This window comes from Leisingera sp. SA32 (genome assembly GCF_056033425.1).
Window position 1 is genome coordinate 118,499 of the sequence record NZ_JBVYHB010000001.1, and the last position, 14,026, is coordinate 132,524.

Consider the following 14,026-nt stretch of genomic DNA (forward strand, 5'->3'; position numbering starts at 1 on the left):
ACTTTTATTTTGGGGCGGGGGCCGCTGTCACGGCAGCCCCCGCCGGATGTTCAAATCCCGGTTGGGATCAGATTACTGGGCCAGCCATGCCTGGAACTTGGCGTCCAGATCATCGCGGTTGTCGGCCCACCATTCGTAGTCATAGCTGTGGACGTTGCCCGCGTTGGCCGGATCGGTCGGCATATGCGGCGCCATTTCGATGCCCAGCTCTGCGTGTTTGCCAACCAGCGGTGCCGAGGAGGCACGGGCCGGACCATACGAGATGTAAGCCGCCTGATCAGCCAGACGCTGAGTGTCGGTCGCGAACTTCAGGAAGTCCATGACGCGGGCCTTACGATCCGCGGGCAGGCCGGCGGGAACAACCCAACCGTCAAGGTCAAAGGACTGCATGTCCCACAGCATTCCGATCGGCTGGTCCTGTTCGGCAATGGCCGAGAACAGGCGACCGTTGTAGGTCGAGCCCATCACAACTTCGCCGTCCGCAAGCAGCTGCGGCGTCTCGGCACCCGCCGACCACCAGACCACCTGGTCCTTGATGGTGTCGAGCTTGGCGAGCGCCTGGCTCACGCCTTCGTCGGTGCCCAGAACGTCATAGATTTCGTCCTTGGCCACGCCGTCGCAGTACAGCGCCCATTCCATGTTGTCGATCGGGCGCTTTTGCAGCGCGCGCTTGCCCGGATATTTTTCGGTATCGAAGATGGCGCAGACCGAATCCGGCTTGTCGATCAGGTCGGTGCGATAGCCAAAGGTGGTCGAGTAAACGATCTGCGGCACGAAGCAGTCGCTGACAATCAGATCGCCGAAGTCTTCGGTTGCCGGGGTCCCGTCGGGCGCCGCGGCCAGCACTTCGTCGTGATCCAGCTCTTCCGCCAGGCCTTCGTCGCACAGGCGCATCGCATCCGAGGCCACGGCGTCGACCAGATCCCAGGTCACGTTGCCCGCTTCATTCATCGCGCGCAGCTTGGCAACAGCTTCCGCCGAGCTTTCGTCCCAGACGATTTTGACGTCGGGATTGGCTTCCAGATAGGGCTCGACATAGGCTTTGTTCTGGCTGGCCTGATAGGCACCACCCCAGGACACCAAGGTCAGCTCATTGGCCATTTCCTGTGCAAAGGCCGACGGCGCACACAGCGCTGTGGTCGCTACCAGTGCAGACATTTTGCTGAGTTTCATAGAGTATCTCTCCTTGTTGATTTCACGAATGTGAGACCCCCGGTCGTTCGGTTGCCGGGGGTTCGGCGCGCGCGGATCAGGCGTCCAGCGCGCGGCAATCTTCCGGCAGCCAACCGATTTCGATCTGCTGACCGGGCTGCAACCGGACCTGGTCCGGCGCGTTGCGGGTCTTGATGATGAACTCATCATTGCCCGCCACCCGAAGACGGGTGCGGAAAATGTCACCCATATAGATGAACTCCAGCACTTCCGCCTTGAGCGTGTGAACGCCTTCTTGAAGGCGCTCACGGTTGTATTCCACCCGTTCCGGGCGGATCGACACGCGGGTGCGCTCGCCAGGCTTCGAGACATTGACCGGCTTGCAGTCGATCAGACCGCCATCGTCCAGCTGCACCAGCGCAATTCCGTTGTTGATTTCCTTGACCGTGCCTTCCAGCGTGTTGTTCTCGCCGATGAACTGGGCAACAAAACTGTTTTCCGGGCTTTCATACAGCTGATCCGGCGGCGCGATCTGCTGGATGCGGCCATCGTCAAACACGGCCACACGGTCAGACATCGTCAAAGCCTCTGTCTGATCGTGGGTCACATAGACGGTGGTGATACCCAACTGGTGCGCCAGATGCGTGATCTCGAACTGCATCTTTTCCCGCAGCTGTTTGTCGAGCGCGCCCAGCGGCTCATCCATCAGCACCAGTTCGGGCTCGAACACCAGTGCGCGGGCCAGCGCGACACGCTGTTGCTGACCACCAGACAGCTGCGACGGGCGTCGGCCGCCAAAGGCGCCCATTTCCACCATGTCCAGCGCCCGCTTCACCTTGGCTTCGCGCTCGGATTTTCCGATCTTGCGCACTTCCAGCGGGAACGACAGGTTTTCCGCGATCGTCATATGCGGAAACAGCGCATAGTTCTGGAACACCATCCCGATGCCGCGCTTATGCGGCGGGATGTTGTTGATCGAGGTGCCCCCGAGGCGAATGTCGCCATGGGTTGCGGTCTCGAATCCCGCCAGCATCATCAGACATGTTGTCTTGCCCGAACCTGACGGGCCAAGCATCGTCAGAAATTCGCCTCTGGGCATGGTGAGGTTCAGGTCTTTGACGACGAGATTTTCGCCGTCATAGCTCTTTTGGACGCGTTCGAATTCAACGAACGCATCAACATTAGACGCATCAGCCAAAGCAGGCTCCCCGTGTTTTGTCAGTCTGGCAGATTAGCTCTGCACTTGTTCTGGAGTTAATCACACCAGCGCCATCCAACGCTAGATACGAAAAAATATTCTTTCCAAGGCAGGTTACCGGCACTCCAAACCGCGCACGCCTCCGTTCGACAAGACCTACCCTAACGTGATCTTAGGGCCGATTTCGAGAGCGAAAACAGACTTTTTGCGACGCAGTCGGGACGTTTTGCGCCGCTCCGGCGGTTCGTGAGACAGATTTTGACCTGCGGCACGGAAAAACCGAAACAAAAATACCCGGCCATCTCAGGCCGGGCAGTCCCGAGTCGCGGCAATTACCGCCTCGGTTTTCCGTGATAGTGCTGCCGAAGTGCGCTGTTTTCAGGCGCTGTGCATCAGATCCTGCTTCTTCAGTTCTGCGTGGCATTCATCCAGCGACCGGGTGGCGCGCTCGATCAACACGTCGATCTGTTCCGGCGTGATCACCAGCGGCGGCGAAATAATCATCCGGTCGCCGACGTGACGCATCACCAGATCATTGGCAAAGCAGCGCTCGCGGCAGATGTAGCCTACAGTGCCCGCATCGGCGGCAAAGGCCGCGCGGGCTGCCTTGTTCGGCGTCAGTGCAATCGACCCCATCATGCCGACGATTTTTGCCTCACCAACCAGAGGATGATCGGCCAACGCTTCCCATTTCCGTTTCAGATGCGGCGCCGCCACGTCGCGCACATGACCAAGGATGTTTTCCTCCTCGATGATGCGCAGGTTTTCCAGCGCCACGGCTGCCGCCACCGGATGGCCGGAATAGGTGTAGCCGTGGTTGAACTCGTCGCCGGCGATGACACCCGCGATTTCGTCGCTGACAATGGACCCGCCAATCGGCGCGTAGCCGGAGCTCAGCCCCTTGGCGATGGTCATGATGTCGGGGCGGATGTCCAGGGTCTGGCTGCCGAACCAATTGCCGGTGCGCCCGAAACCGCAGATCACCTCATCCGCGATCAGCAGGATTTCATATTTGTCGCAGATCCGCTGGATTTCCGGCCAGTAGCTGGCAGGCGGCACAATCACGCCACCGGCGCCCTGCACCGGTTCCGCGATAAAGGCGGCGACCCGGTCCTCGCCCAGCTCCAGAATTGCCTCCTCCAGCTCGCGTGCGCGTTGCAGGCCAAAGTCCTCTTCGGGCATGTCGCCGCCCTCTGCCCACCAGTTGGGCTGGTTGATGTGGTGGATATCCGGGATCGGCAGACCGCCTTGCGCATGCATGCCGCTCATACCGCCCAGCGAGCCGCTGCCAACGGAGGACCCGTGGTAGGCATTCTTGCGGCTGATGATGATAGATTTGCCAGGCTTGCCCTTTTGCGCCCAGTAATGGCGCACCATGCGGATGTTGGTGTCATTGGCTTCAGAGCCGGAGCCGGCAAAGAACACATTGTTCAGATCACCCGGCGCCAGCTCCGCGATCTTGGCGGCCAGTGCAATGGCGGGCACGTGGCTGGTCTGGAAGAAGGTGTTGTAATAGGGCAGCTCGCGCATCTGGCGGGCAGCGACCTCGGCCAGTTCGTGACGGCCATAGCCGATGTTGACGCACCACAGCCCCGCCATCGCATCAAGGATCTGATGCCCCTCGCTGTCCGTCAGATGCACCCCGTCGGCCCGGGTTATGATGCGCGCGCCCTTCTGGGCCAGCTCGCCATTTGCGGTGAAGGGATGCATGTGGTGGGCGGCATCCAGCGCCTGAAGCTCGGCCGTTGGCATGTGATTGGTGATCACGGTCATGGGAGGCACTCCTGCGAAAATCAGATTGCGCCTAGAATATGATCAAATTGCCGCGTGTCAATCGAATCAGTGCGCCACCTGCAACCCCTGCACCACCTGCTCCATGCCCTGGCAGACGTCCCGTTCCATGGCCAGCGCCGCCATTTCTGGGTCCTGACGCCGCAGTGCCTCTAAAATGTCCTTGTGCCTATCCGGGAAGCTTTGCGTTCCCAGGCGGCCACTGACCACCCGCAAAGAAGGGCCGAAGCGCAGCCAGAGCCGGTCAGCGATATCACTGAGAACCGGGGAGTCGGCATGGGCGTAAAGCGTCGAGTGAAAGCTGTAGTTCTGCACCAGGTACCCCGCCACGTCGCCCGTTGCGATGGCCGTATCCAGAGCGGTGTCGATGGCGGTCAACTGCGTGACGACAGCGGGGGTGACATGCGGGGTCGCCCGCCGAGCAAGCTCGCACTCTATTGTTTTTCTTGCGAAAATAAGCTCTTCTAGATCCTTTGGACCAAGCAGAGGCACCGAAACGCGGCGGTTGCCCTGGAACATCAGCGCACCATCAGAGATCAACCGGCGGATCGCTTCGCGCACCGGCGTCATGCCGGCCTCCAGCGTTTCGACCAGCCCCTGGATGGTCACCGCCTGACCCGGCACCAGCTCACCAAACAGAATCTGCGACCGCAGTTTCTGGTACACAATCTCATGCGCGGGCAGTTTCGCCGCGCTGTCCTGCGTGCTGCCGACCCCTGAATGCGTCTCGCTCACCTGTGGAAATCCTCCTTGGTTTTCGTCAGCTTGCACCATCCCGAACCAAGTGAAAACATAAAGAGTATTGCCGAACGCGGCAAAACTTGATCAAATCCTTCTACAGCCGGACATTGAAGCCGGCACCCACAGGGAGAACTTCATGACACTGAAAACGATGACCATGACCGCCGCTGTTGCCCTGGGCGCAGCTGCCGCCGCTTCTGCCGAAGAGGTGCGGGTCTACAACTGGTCCGACTATATCGACGAAGGCCTGCTGGAGAAATTCGAGGCCGAAACCGGCATCGATCTTATCTATGACGTCTTCGACAGCAACGAGCTGTTGGAAACCAAGATGCTGGCGGGCGGCTCCGGCTATGACGTTGTGGTGCCCTCCGGCACCTTCCTGCAGCGCCAGATCCAGGCCGGCGCCTTTCAGAAGCTGGACATGTCCAAACTGCCCAACCACGAAAACATGTGGGATGTGGTTTCCAGCCGGACCGAGCAGTACGATCCGGACAACGCCTATTCCATCAACTACATGTGGGGCACCACCGGCATTGGCGTGAATGTCCCGAAGGTGAAGGAACTTCTGGGCGACGACGCGCCGATCAACTCGCTTGAGCTGGTGTTCAACCCGGAGAACATGGAAAAGCTGGCCGAATGCGGCGTGCATTTCCTGGATGCCCCGGCAGAGATGATTCCCGCGGCGCTAAAATTCATCGGCGAAGACCCCGACAGCCATGACCCCAAGGTCATCGCCAAGGCCGAAGAGGTCTTTATGCCGGTGCGCCCCTACATCCAGAAATTCCACTCTTCGGAATACATCAACGCGCTGGCCAATGGCGATATCTGCGTCGCGGTCGGCTGGTCCGGCGACATCCTGCAGGCCCGCGACCGCGCCGCCGAGGCCGACAACGGCGTTGAAATCGCCTATAACGCACCGGTCGAAGGCGCCCAGATGTGGTTCGACCAGATGGCGATCCCGGTCGACGCCCCGAACCCCGACGGCGCCCACAAGTTTCTGAACTTCATCATGGATCCCGAAAACATGGCGGCGGCATCCAACTACGTCTACTACGCCAACGGCAACAAGGCCTCGCAAGAACACCTGGTCGAGGATGTGATCGACGACCCGGCCATCTACCCGGACGAGGCGACACTGAACAACCTGTTCACCACCACGCCCTACCCGCCGAAGGTGCAGCGTGTCGTCACCCGCCTGTGGACCAAGATCAAATCCGGTACCTGATCGCGCTTCAGCAGACCCGCGGGGCGGTTACGCCGCCCCGCACCGCTTGACACCCCGCATCGCCTGACGCGCCCGGTCATCTGGGGCGCGGTAATCCCAGACATGCTTGCGAGACATCGCAGAAGAGGCCCGGCTTGACTGCTTCCGTATTCGAACCCTGGAACGATCCTGAGGCTAAGCCCTTGATCCACTTCCAGAACGTCACCAAACGATTTGGTGAATTCACCGCCATCGACAACCTGACCATCGACATCTACGAGCGGGAATTCTACGCGCTGCTGGGCCCCTCGGGCTGCGGCAAGACCACGCTGATGCGGATGCTGGCGGGGTTTGAGACCCCGACCGAGGGCAAGATCTTCCTCGCCGGGCAGGACATCGCGCCGGTGCCACCGAACAAGCGCGCGGTGAACATGATGTTTCAGTCCTACGCGCTGTTTCCACACCTGTCGATCTGGGAAAACATCGCCTTTGGCCTCAAGCGTGAGGGCATGGCCAAGCCAGACATCCAGAACCGGGTCGAGGAAATGCTGCGGCTCACCCGGCTGGAGCAGTTTGCCCGACGCAAGCCGCATCAGATTTCCGGCGGCCAGCGGCAGCGGGTGGCGCTGGCGCGCTCGCTGGCCAAGGCACCGAAGCTGCTGCTGCTTGACGAACCGCTGGGCGCGCTGGACAAGAAGCTGCGCCAAGACACCCAGTTCGAGCTGATGGACATCCAGGAGAAGACCGGCACCACCTTCGTCATCGTGACCCACGACCAGGAAGAAGCGATGACCGTGGCCTCCCGCGTAGCGGTGATGGACCATGGCAAGATCAAGCAGGTGGCCACCCCGGACAAGATCTACGAGACACCGAATTCCGTCTATGTCGCGGATTTCATCGGCGATGTGAACCTGATCGAAGGCACCGCCAAACCCAATGGCGCAGACTCTTACACGATGGACTGGCACGACGGCCTGCCGCCTTTGAACGTGCAGTCCCCGAACGTGCTGAGCGAGGGGCAGAAATGCCATCTTGCGATCCGCCCCGAAAAGGTCGCGATCAGCGCCGAACAGCCCGCCGGCGCCGACAACGCCGTGCAGGGACGCATTCTCGACATTGCTTACCTCGGCAATATCTCCACCTACCACGTGGAGCTGCCGACCGGCGCGGTGATCAAGGCGCAGACCGCCAACACCCGCCGCATCGCCCGCCGCGCCTACACCTGGGAAGACCCTGTCTGGCTGTCCTGGACCGCCACGGCAGGTGTTCTGCTGGCTGAATGATGCGCCGTTTTTTCCTGATCGCCATCCCCTATGCCTGGCTTCTGGCGCTGTTCCTGGTGCCTTTCGCCATCGTGCTGAAAATTTCACTGTCGGATTATGCGGTGTCGATCCCGCCCTATGTGCCGCAATTCGACTGGACCGAGGGCATCGCCGCCTTCATCGCCGAACTGGATTTCGAGAACTTCATCTGGCTGACCGAAGATGACCTCTACTGGAAGGCCTATCTCAGCTCGCTGAAAATTGCGCTGATCTCGACCTTTCTGACGCTGCTGGCGGGCTATCCCATCGCCTATGGCATGGCGCGCGCCCCGGATGAGTGGCGCCCGACCCTGATGATGCTGGTGATCCTGCCGTTCTGGACCTCCTTCCTGATCCGCGTCTACGCCTGGATGGGGATCCTGTCGAACGAAGGTTTCCTGAACCAGTTCCTGATGTGGACCGGCGTGATCTCCGAGCCGCTGACCATCCTCAACACCAACACCGCCGTCTACATCGGCGTGGTCTACACCTATCTGCCCTTCATGATCCTGCCGATCTATTCGGCGCTGGAACGGCTCGACGGCTCGCTGATCGAGGCGGCCGAGGATCTGGGCTGCTCGCGGCTGACGGCCTTCTGGCTGGTCACCATTCCGCTGTCGAAGAACGGCATCATTGCCGGCAGCTTTCTGGTGTTCATCCCGGTGCTGGGTGAGTTCGTGATCCCCTCGCTCCTGGGTGGCTCTGATACGCTGATGATCGGCAAGGTGCTGTGGGAAGAATTCTTCTCCAACCGCGACTGGCCGGTGGCCTCGGCGGTGGCGGTGGTCCTGCTGCTTTTGCTCATCATTCCGATCGTGCTGTTCCAGCGCAACCAGCAGAAACAGCAGGAGGCCGAGCAATGAACCGCCTAAGCTGGTTTAACACCGTGTCGCTGACACTTGGTTTTGCCTTTCTTTATATCCCGATGGTGATCCTGGTGATCTTCAGCTTCAACGAGAGCAAGCTGGTCACCGTCTGGGCCGGGTTCTCAACCCGCTGGTACGCCGAGCTGATGCAGAACGAGGCGTTTCTGAACGCCGCCTGGGTGACCATCAAGGTGGCCGTGTTCTCCTCGACGCTGGCCACCGTGTTGGGCACCATCGCCGCCTATGTGCTGGTGCGCGGCGGACGCTTCATGGGGCGGACGCTGTTTTCCGGCATGATCTATGCCCCCCTGGTGATGCCAGAGGTGATCACCGGCCTATCGCTTCTGCTCTTGTTCATCGGCATCGGGTTGGACCGTGGCGTGCTGACCATCGTGCTGGCGCATACCACATTTTCGATGTGCTACGTCTCGGTCGTGGTGTCGTCGCGGCTGGTCAGCTTCGACCGCTCGTTGGAGGAAGCGGCGCTGGACCTTGGTTGCTCGGCCGCCGAGGCCTTTCGCCTGGTGACCCTGCCGATCATTGCGCCCGCAGTGATTTCCGGCTGGCTTTTGGCCTTCACCCTGTCGCTGGACGATCTGGTGATCGCCTCCTTTACCTCCGGCCCCGCCGCAACGACCCTGCCGATCAAGATCTTCTCGGCGGTGCGTCTTGGCGTCAGCCCCGAGATCAACGCGCTGTCGACGATCATGATCGCCGTGGTGACAGTTGGGGTCATCACCGCCTCGCTGGTGACCAAGCATCAGGTCGCCCGACAGCGGCGCGAGGAGACGGAAGCGGTGCGCAACTGATGCGCCGGATCTATTCCGACTACGCCTATGGGCCAGGCCCCCGCAGCAACTGCTGGTGGGATGACACCATCGCCGCACCGGACTGGCCGCGTTACGACGGCGGGACCAGCGCCGATGTGGCGGTGATCGGCGGCGGCTTCACCGGCCTGTCGGCGGCGTTGCACCTGGCGCAAAGAGGCGTGTCCGTCGCGGTGCTAGAGGCTGGCACGCCCGGGTGGGGCGCGTCGGGGCGAAACGGCGGTTTCTGCTGTCTGGGTGGTTCAAAACTCTCCGGCCCGGCGCTACGGCGTTTTTTCGGCCCGCAAGCCAGCGAGACCTATGAGGCCAGCGAAAGCGCGGCCATCGAACTGGTGCGTGGCCTGTTGGATACGCATGGCATCAATGCCGATACGCACTCGCACGGCGAAACCCAAATGGCCCACAGCCCGCGCGCCGCGCGACGGCTTGCAGCGCAGGCAGAGCAGCTGAGCAAGGCCGGCGAGACACCGCAGTTCGTTCGCCGCGACCAGCTGGCCGATCACGGGCTCAACGGCCAGTTTCACGCCGCCCTGACCACCCCGGAAGGTTTTGCGCTGAACCCGCGCAAATACCTCTTCGGTCTGGCGGCAGCGGCCCGGAAGGCCGGCGCGGCCCTCTACCAACGAAGCCCTGCCCGCCGTGTGGAGAAATCCGGCGACGGCTTTGGTATAGACACTGATAGGGGCATTATGCGGGCTTCTCAGGTGGTCATCGCCACCAACGGCTACTCTAGCGAGGATCTGCCCAGCTGGCTGGCAGGCCGCTACATGCCCGCACAATCCACCGTCATGGTGACCCGCCCGCTGACCGATGCAGAGCTGCAAGCGCAGGGCTGGTTCTCTGACCAGATGGCCTATGACACGCGCAACCTGCTGCATTACTTTCGGCTGATGCCGGACCGGCGGTTCTTGTTCGGCATGCGCGGCGGCTTGCTGGCCTCCCCCCGTGCAGAGGCCGGGATCCGGCGCAAATTGCGGTGTAACTTCGAGGCGATGTTCCCCGCCTGGCGCGACGTGGAAGCCACGCATTGCTGGTCCGGCATGGTCTGCCTGTCGCGCAACCTGGTCCCTTTCATCGGGCCGCTGCCGGGCCAAGCGGGCCTGTTTGCGGGCCTGTGCTATCATGGCAACGGGGTGGCGATGGGCAGCTATGCGGGGCGGCTGCTCAGCGATCTGGTGCAGGGGCGACAGCCCGACTTGCCGTATTCGGCAGCGGTGCAAAAGATGCCGCGCTTCCCCTTCGGTCGGGCGCGGCGGGTTCTGATGCCCCCCGCCTATGCGGCCCTCGGGCTGATGGACTGAAGCGCCGCGCGCTCCAGCTCCAGGGCCTGCCGGTCGGCCGCACTGCCCTGCTCCATCCGCCACAGGCAATAGGCCGCCATGCGCCAGTGATACCAAGGGCGCAGGGACAGATAGCGGCCAACGATACGCGGATCGGGATAGGCGCGCAAAAAGATGTCCTCCTCGGACCGGCTCAGCGGTGCACCGCGGTACGTCAGCTGCATGGCAGGTGACAGGAACAGTGCCAGATCTTCCGCCGGGTCGCCGATTTGGGGACACTGCCAGTCAATCAGCGTCAGGGTGCCGTGATGCGCCAGCAAGTTGCCCGGCACCGGATCGCCATGGATCAGCACCGGCTTCGACAGCGGCGGAACCCGACCCAGCGGCCGCAAATCCGCCAACTCATCGCGTCCCCTGCAATGTCGCAGAATGTCGGCGACCTGCGCCTCCAGGGCCAGGCTACCATTCACGCCCTGCGGCAAACCCGCAGGCGGTGCGCAATCATGCAGACGTCCCAGAACCTGCGCCACATGACCGGGATCTTCGCGCCAGGGCTGGCCATTGATATGCGCATAGCTCAGCCATTGATGCCCCTCGAACGAACCGGCCTGTATCAACGGCGGCACCATGCCGGTACCGGACAGCGCCGCCAGCACCGCATGTTCCCGTGCCGGATCATTGGCGAACAAGGGGTTTTCCCGGCGGTCGGCGTAGAGCTTGATCACCACTGCCCCGGCGCGCCAGACGTGGTTCGACCGGCCGCCTTCGAGACGTCGCGGCGCCGGAACATGCAGCCCCAGCGCGGCGAGATGCGCGAAAAAACGGGCTTCGAAATCTGCGGAAAGGGGTTGCAGGGCGGTCTCCGGTGTCTGACCGCCCCGTTCTAAACCGATTTACCGGCAGCGCCTACCACCCAATCAGGATCCAGGATCGCGCAGCGCGCTGACCGACGACGCCTGGACCACCGAGCCACCCTCAGTGATCAGGCCGACCTCGCCACCCTGCATCCGGGTTTCGTTCACCTTGAAATAAATCTCGGCGTATTCCTGCAACAGCACGTCATCACCTTTGAGGCTTTCCACCATAAAGGCGTACTCTCCGGCTTCCAGCAGGTTCCCGTCATCATCCATGCCGTTCCATTCATAGGGTTCGGCGGAAACTGGGAGGGTGACGCGCTGGACTTCCTGGCCGTTTTTGTCCTGCACAACCAGCGACACGCTGTCCGCCGCCGCTGCGGGGTTGGGCGCAATCGTGATGGCGCTGCTGCCATCAAAATATCCGGGCGCCACCGCCCGCGCCTCCATCCCGACCCAGCCCGACAAGGCGGCCATATTGGCCAAGCCCAGCTGGGACTGAAGCCCCTCCAGCAGGGTGTTGCTCTTGGTTTGCTGTTCCACCATGGAAAACTGCGCCAGCTGCGCGGCATACTCGGTGGAATCCAGCGGCTCCAACGGATCCTGATTCGTCGCCTGCGCCGTCAGCATCTTCACGAACGTCTCAAAGTCTGACGACAGACCAGAGGTTTTCGCAGAAGCGGACGAAGACGTCTGCGTCTGTTGCAGCGGATTGGCGTTTACGGAAGTAACTGCTGTTGTCATGTTCTCAGACCCTCATGTCCAGCCCGGCGGCGCCAAGCTGCAAATTTTGCGTGTTGGCGTTGGCGTTCGCGGTGACGTCATTCTGAGACGATTCGCCCATGCCCCGAGACGCTGAGTCCGACCCCTGTCCGGACCCGCTGCCGCTCTGGCCTCCATCCGCCTCGCCGCCGCTGAACTCGAAAGAGATGTCCTCATATCCCATGCGACGGAATTCTTCTGCCAACTCGTTGATATGGCGGCGCATCAGATCACCCGTTTCCGGGCGTTCAGTATGGATGATCATCGTGATACCCGTTTCGCTGGCGGCAACGCGCATCTTCACTTGGCCCAGCTCCTGCGGATTCAGTGAGATTTCGACCTTTTGCTCACCCTTGGCAGCAAAAGCCTCGGCCATCTGGGCGGCGATCATGCGCGGCGTTTCCGGCCTGTGACTGGCCCCTGATCCAATCACAGCCTCGGTCAGCATCTGCGACAGCCCCGGCATCTCGTTGAAACGATCGAGCGGAGTGTCCAGAAGGTCCCGCACCTCCCCGTCCATCAGGCCATTGGCCAGCATCGCCTGAGACATGACGGGCGAAGCCTGCACGGCCGGGGACGCCATGATCGCAGCCCCAGCGCGCACTGCATTGGCCCGAGCGTTGGTTTCAGCCGCGCGGATGGACTGCATTGCACTATCCAGATCCGCAGCCGCTTCATCTATGGCATCAAGGGCCGCAGCCGCTTCCACTTTTTGCGTCGAGGCACCGGGTCGGTTCTCCACCGAGGGCTGGCGCATCAGGGCCGCCTGCGCGGTCGCCATTGTGTTGGTTTTTGTCTGTTGTACAAAGCCCGTGACCGGCTCCTGCGCGACCTCGGCCACCGACGTCTCACGCGCAATGGCCGCTTCCGCGGTCGCACCACCGGCGATGGCACTCGCCAACGGCCGCCCTTGTGTGCTCAGTCCGGCTTGGGTGAATTGCGCTGGCGTCATGACCTGGGCGCTGGTGTTGTGCCGCGTGGGTTCTGGCGCGCCGTCCAAACTGGGCCTCGCTCTCAGCGTGTCCGCATCCGCCGCCGGGGTCTGCCTGCCGGTCATATCGGGTTCAACCCCAGCCATACGGGCGGGTTGAGTGCGCCGTGCGATCGCTGCATCGGCCTGCTGCCCGGCCTCAGACCGGGATCCGATGGTCTGCGATGTACTCTTTGCAGACGCTGCGTCCGATTCGCCGACCGGGGAGGTTTCCCCAGCAAGGCGCGGTTCGCCCGCGGCCTGCGCGACCTTGGCCGCATCGGCGCGCTCTGGCGCAACCGCCGCGGCGTGTTGCGCGGAAAGTGCTGCTGTCCGTTCGCCCACAGGCGCGCGTGTTGTCTCGCGCCCACCAGCTTGCGCCGTGACCTGGGAGCCGGTGGCGTCAGGCGAACTGGCGGAAACAGGGGAAGCAACCGCCCTGTCCGTAGACTTAGGGGTAATAGCAGAGGCCGCGCTCACTGCGGCAGTCAGACCAGTCATCGGCGCCCGTTGCGCCAGGCCATCAGACTGATCCGGTTTCATAAGGCCAAACATCGCAGAACCGGACATGTCGGTGTCACGACGTGCAACGTGCCTGTGTTCACCGGTGACCGGGTAACCTGCTCCCTCTGCCACATCCGGTGCAGCGGGCGTGTCGGCAACGTCTGCCTGGTCCGCTGCCACTGGCTGACCAGTTTTTCCGGGCTCACCCTCGGTAACGATATCAGAGGTTTCCTTGCCAGCGGCGGTTTGGGCGGCCTTGTCGCCCTGCACCGTGACCGCCGCACCCGATTTCGCAGGGGAAGGAGAATCAGCCATCTCAGCCTGCCCTTCGGCATCGCCAGATGTCACGTCTCCCTGTCCTGCCCCATCGGACAATACATCTTGGAACGTCTTACTTTTAATAGGTTTTTCAACTTCACTTACGGAAGGCGATCGCGCTTTTCCGATTGGGCCTGCTTCCGGGCCAAGGACTGAATTCATCATCATGATCGGCTTCCAGATATTCTATCTCGACCCGGTCAACTTACTTCAAAGCGGTTACGGCAATTTTAACCGGTTCCGCCGCAAACTGTAAAA

General features: G+C 61.8%; 12 protein-coding genes. 5 read left to right on the forward strand and 7 right to left on the reverse strand.

Annotation, left to right across the window (positions count from 1 at the left end; translation table 11 throughout):
* Positions 1 to 72: 72 nt before the first annotated feature.
* The 4 genes from AC0IPL_RS00570 to AC0IPL_RS00585 form a co-directional block, all read right to left on the reverse strand.
* Entirely contained in the window at positions 73 to 1,173 is a 1,101-nt protein-coding gene (locus AC0IPL_RS00570) for an extracellular solute-binding protein (protein WP_474271177.1), read from the reverse strand.
* Between the two features lie 76 nt (positions 1,174 to 1,249).
* Positions 1,250 to 2,350, reverse strand: coding sequence for an ABC transporter ATP-binding protein (locus AC0IPL_RS00575; protein ID WP_474271179.1), 1,101 nt, complete (start codon positions 2,348 to 2,350; stop codon positions 1,250 to 1,252).
* Positions 2,351 to 2,728: 378 nt separating this feature from the next.
* Entirely contained in the window at positions 2,729 to 4,123 is a 1,395-nt protein-coding gene (locus tag AC0IPL_RS00580) for an aspartate aminotransferase family protein (RefSeq protein WP_474271181.1), read from the reverse strand.
* Positions 4,124 to 4,189: 66 nt separating this feature from the next.
* Positions 4,190 to 4,915, reverse strand: coding sequence for a GntR family transcriptional regulator (locus AC0IPL_RS00585; RefSeq protein WP_474271183.1), 726 nt, complete (start codon positions 4,913 to 4,915; stop codon positions 4,190 to 4,192).
* A gap of 103 nt (positions 4,916 to 5,018) precedes the next feature.
* On the opposite strand from AC0IPL_RS00585, the gene AC0IPL_RS00590 reads away from it, so the two are divergent.
* From AC0IPL_RS00590 to AC0IPL_RS00610, 5 genes are all read left to right on the forward strand, one after another.
* Entirely contained in the window at positions 5,019 to 6,107 is a 1,089-nt protein-coding gene (locus AC0IPL_RS00590) for a polyamine ABC transporter substrate-binding protein (RefSeq protein WP_474271185.1), read from the forward strand.
* 134 nt (positions 6,108 to 6,241) lie between these two features.
* Complete coding sequence (locus tag AC0IPL_RS00595) at positions 6,242 to 7,369, forward strand: ABC transporter ATP-binding protein (protein ID WP_474271186.1); 1,128 nt, start codon at positions 6,242 to 6,244, stop codon at positions 7,367 to 7,369.
* Complete coding sequence (locus tag AC0IPL_RS00600) at positions 7,369 to 8,250, forward strand: ABC transporter permease subunit (RefSeq protein WP_474271935.1); 882 nt, start codon at positions 7,369 to 7,371, stop codon at positions 8,248 to 8,250. Before AC0IPL_RS00595 ends, AC0IPL_RS00600 begins: the two co-directional genes overlap by 1 nt.
* Positions 8,247 to 9,062 (forward strand): ABC transporter permease, encoded by an 816-nt coding sequence (locus tag AC0IPL_RS00605; RefSeq protein ID WP_474271187.1) that lies wholly within the window; start codon positions 8,247 to 8,249, stop codon positions 9,060 to 9,062. Before AC0IPL_RS00600 ends, AC0IPL_RS00605 begins: the two co-directional genes overlap by 4 nt.
* Positions 9,062 to 10,381, forward strand: a complete 1,320-nt coding sequence (locus AC0IPL_RS00610) for an NAD(P)/FAD-dependent oxidoreductase (RefSeq protein WP_474271189.1) — start codon at positions 9,062 to 9,064, stop codon at positions 10,379 to 10,381. The genes AC0IPL_RS00605 and AC0IPL_RS00610 overlap by 1 nt, the downstream gene beginning before the upstream one ends.
* On the opposite strand, the gene AC0IPL_RS00615 is transcribed toward AC0IPL_RS00610, so the two are convergent.
* The 3 genes from AC0IPL_RS00615 to fliK form a co-directional block, all read right to left on the reverse strand.
* Positions 10,354 to 11,154 (reverse strand): phosphotransferase family protein, encoded by an 801-nt coding sequence (locus AC0IPL_RS00615; RefSeq protein WP_474271937.1) that lies wholly within the window; start codon positions 11,152 to 11,154, stop codon positions 10,354 to 10,356. The two genes, AC0IPL_RS00610 and AC0IPL_RS00615, sit on opposite strands and share 28 nt — an antisense overlap.
* Positions 11,155 to 11,277: 123 nt before the next feature.
* Positions 11,278 to 11,958, reverse strand: a complete 681-nt coding sequence (locus tag AC0IPL_RS00620; RefSeq protein ID WP_474271191.1) for a flagellar hook capping FlgD N-terminal domain-containing protein — start codon at positions 11,956 to 11,958, stop codon at positions 11,278 to 11,280.
* Between the two features lie 4 nt (positions 11,959 to 11,962).
* Positions 11,963 to 13,936: a flagellar hook-length control protein FliK gene (fliK, locus tag AC0IPL_RS00625; RefSeq protein WP_474271193.1), complete on the reverse strand. Its 1,974-nt coding sequence runs from the start codon at positions 13,934 to 13,936 to the stop codon at positions 11,963 to 11,965.
* Between the last annotated feature and the right edge of the window lie 90 nt (positions 13,937 to 14,026).

Bases quoted from the DNA above. Each gene is read 5' to 3' on its own strand.
- AC0IPL_RS00585 (WP_474271183.1), bottom strand. From the start codon at position 4,915: ATGGTGCAAGCTGACGAAAACCAAGGAGGATTTCCACAGGTGAGCGAG.
- AC0IPL_RS00570 (WP_474271177.1), bottom strand. From the start codon at position 1,173: ATGAAACTCAGCAAAATGTCTGCACTGGTAGCGACCACAGCGCTGTGT.
- AC0IPL_RS00600 (WP_474271935.1), top strand. From the start codon at position 7,369: ATGCGCCGTTTTTTCCTGATCGCCATCCCCTATGCCTGGCTTCTGGCG.
- AC0IPL_RS00620 (WP_474271191.1), bottom strand. From the start codon at position 11,958: ATGACAACAGCAGTTACTTCCGTAAACGCCAATCCGCTGCAACAGACG.
- AC0IPL_RS00580 (WP_474271181.1), bottom strand. From the start codon at position 4,123: ATGACCGTGATCACCAATCACATGCCAACGGCCGAGCTTCAGGCGCTG.
- AC0IPL_RS00610 (WP_474271189.1), top strand. From the start codon at position 9,062: ATGCGCCGGATCTATTCCGACTACGCCTATGGGCCAGGCCCCCGCAGC.
- AC0IPL_RS00590 (WP_474271185.1), top strand. From the start codon at position 5,019: ATGACACTGAAAACGATGACCATGACCGCCGCTGTTGCCCTGGGCGCA.
- AC0IPL_RS00605 (WP_474271187.1), top strand. From the start codon at position 8,247: ATGAACCGCCTAAGCTGGTTTAACACCGTGTCGCTGACACTTGGTTTT.
- fliK (WP_474271193.1), bottom strand. From the start codon at position 13,936: ATGATGATGAATTCAGTCCTTGGCCCGGAAGCAGGCCCAATCGGAAAA.